The sequence below is a fragment of the Ruminococcus sp. genome (assembly GCF_045129435.1).
In the GTDB taxonomy this organism is placed as follows: Bacteria; Bacillota; Clostridia; order Oscillospirales; family Acutalibacteraceae; genus Ruminococcoides.
This window is the reverse complement of sequence record NZ_JBGVJL010000103.1, coordinates 1-2,260: the sequence shown is the minus strand read 5'-3', so window position 1 is coordinate 2,260 and position 2,260 is coordinate 1. Positions and strand designations below refer to the sequence as shown.

2 protein-coding genes and 1 pseudogene are annotated in these 2,260 nt (G+C 39.2%); all 3 read right to left on the bottom strand.

Annotated elements, in window-relative coordinates; genetic code table 11:
- Window positions 1–454 (bottom strand): annotated as a pseudogene (locus tag ACJMMI_RS05025) (polysaccharide biosynthesis protein); the annotation flags it as partial.
- Between the two features lie 44 nt (window positions 455–498).
- Window positions 499–888, bottom strand: a complete 390-nt coding sequence (locus tag ACJMMI_RS05020) for a zinc ribbon domain-containing protein (RefSeq protein ID WP_405354083.1) — start codon at window positions 886–888, stop codon at window positions 499–501.
- Between the two features lie 68 nt (window positions 889–956).
- Window positions 957–2,260, bottom strand: a 1,304-nt coding sequence (gene hemZ, locus ACJMMI_RS05015; protein ID WP_405354082.1) for a coproporphyrinogen dehydrogenase HemZ, incomplete at its 5' end; no start/stop codon positions are given.

Sequence of the window (2,260 nt, the reverse complement as noted above, 5' to 3'; positions counted from 1 at the left end):
AAAGAATAGTCGGTGCAAGGCAGAGCATTGCGTAAATTGAATACGGAGAATCAATTATTCTTACATAAATAAAGCTGCCTGCAATCATTATCATAAATGACACAATGCCGACTATTGAGAAAAACGGAATTGATACCTTATGTATCAGCTTAACATCTCTGTATCTTTTCTGAGCAATGCTCTCAGACACGAGTCTTGAAATTGCAATAGGGAGTCCGCCCGTTGCAACCGTAAATATAACAACAAAAATTTCGTATGCGTTGCTAAAGAGTCCCGAACCCATTGTAGCGTATTCTTCGCCAAACATTGAGTAAATATTTGTGAGAAGCACCTGATCAAGAAGTCCGATAACCTTTACAACAACCATACTCAGCGTAAGTATTGCCGCACCCTTTAAAAAGGAATGAGAAACATTTTCCTCTGCATTACTTATCGCATTGTATTTTTTAGACAAATTAAATCACCCAATTATCAATTTATAAAATAAAATCAAAAATATTAAAACTCAGTTTTTTCTTCACCAAGCTTTGCACCGCAGTTGTTGCAGAACTTTGAGTTTTCAGGAATATCGCTGCCGCACTCAGGGCAATAGCTAATATTTTTTGAATCTGAAATGCTGTTGTTAATAAGGTCAAGATTTTCCTTTAACTCTGTAATTTCATCGGTTTTTTCTTTGATTTTATCAGACAAATCAATGCTGTGTACAACACTTTTGTAGGTAAGTGCACCAAGCTCCTTGAGCTTTGAGTTAATTTCTGCTCTGATTTCAGCCGCTGCAATTTTCTGCTTTGAGTTATCGTAAACATCAGAAGCTTTTTTAGAAACAACAGAAGCCGCTGCCTTTGCATTAACTATAACATCATCTAAAATGCCGTCAAATTTTCCCATATCAGTCATACCTTTCTATATATTTATCTGTGCTATTATAGCATTATTGCACGAGATTATCAACAAATTTATTGTGTATAAAATGCCGAAATTGCGTTTTTTCTTCTTATCATCTCCTCAAACCTGTCTATATATTCATACGGGTACTTAAAGTTGAATATACGCTCCAGGTAGTCGGGATTATTCCTCTTGAGTTTTGTTACAGCCCCCGAGCCGCAGCCGAGAATGGTGTGGGTTTCATCCATAACATAAACATTATAAAGACTTTCGTAACCTTTTTTTGACCAACCGACATTCTCAAGATTGCCTGCCATTCGGCTTTGTCTGTACAGATAATACGGAATATAATTCTTTTCAAGAAGAACTTTCTGATTATACTCAAGCATTTTTCGGGTGGTTTCCGCACCCTCTCTGTCAATGGTCACACCTTTTTCGGTAAGGGTAGAACTGCGTTTCATACTCAGTGTATGAACAGTAATGCACTCGGCGTCAAGCGAGAGTATGCCGTCAACCGATTTTTTAAAGCTTTCGTATGTATCGGTAGGAAGTCCCGCAATAAGGTCAGTATTAATATTTGTAAAACCACACTTTCTTGCGAGTGCAAAAGCGTCAAAGAACTGTCCCACTGTGTGCTTTCTGCCGATTTCACGCAAAACATCATCATTTAATGTCTGCGGATTTATACTGATTCTGTCAACACCGTTTTCCTTGAGTGCCATAAGCTTTTCTGTGGTAATTGTATCCGGTCTGCCGGCTTCAACTGTAAATTCTCTGCAGGTTGACATATCAAAACTGTTGTTTACTGTGCCAATCACCTTTGAAAGCTGTTCTGCCGAAAGCGTGGTCGGTGTGCCGCCTCCAAAGTAAACGGTTTCAAGCCTGAGTCCAAGTTTGTTTGCAATTTCCGCTGTGAGTCTTATTTCCTCACAAAGCAATTCTGCATATGGATCAACAAGCTTTTTTGCCCTTTCGACAGATGACATTACAAACGAACAGTAACTGCACCTTGACGGACAAAACGGAACGCCAACATACAAGCTGAAAGAATCAGGCTTTGAAAGCTCAATAATTTTTCTCTCATTTTCCTCCGTCATTACCGCAAGGTCAAGCTTTTCCGGACTAACATAGTAGTCGTTTGCAAAAATTCTCTTTGCCTTTTCAAAGCCTTGCTCGTTTGAAACATTTCTCAACAGCTTTATCGGACGCACACCCGTAAGCAAACCCCAAGGCTGATTTATGCCCGTAAATTCGCATAAAAGCTTATATAGCATCTGTGCAAGTGCAAGTTCCTTTTCGTTATCACTGCCTGCATTTTCCGCACTCAGTGATTTATTGAAATCAGCTACCTTAACCTCAACGGTCAGCTTATCCG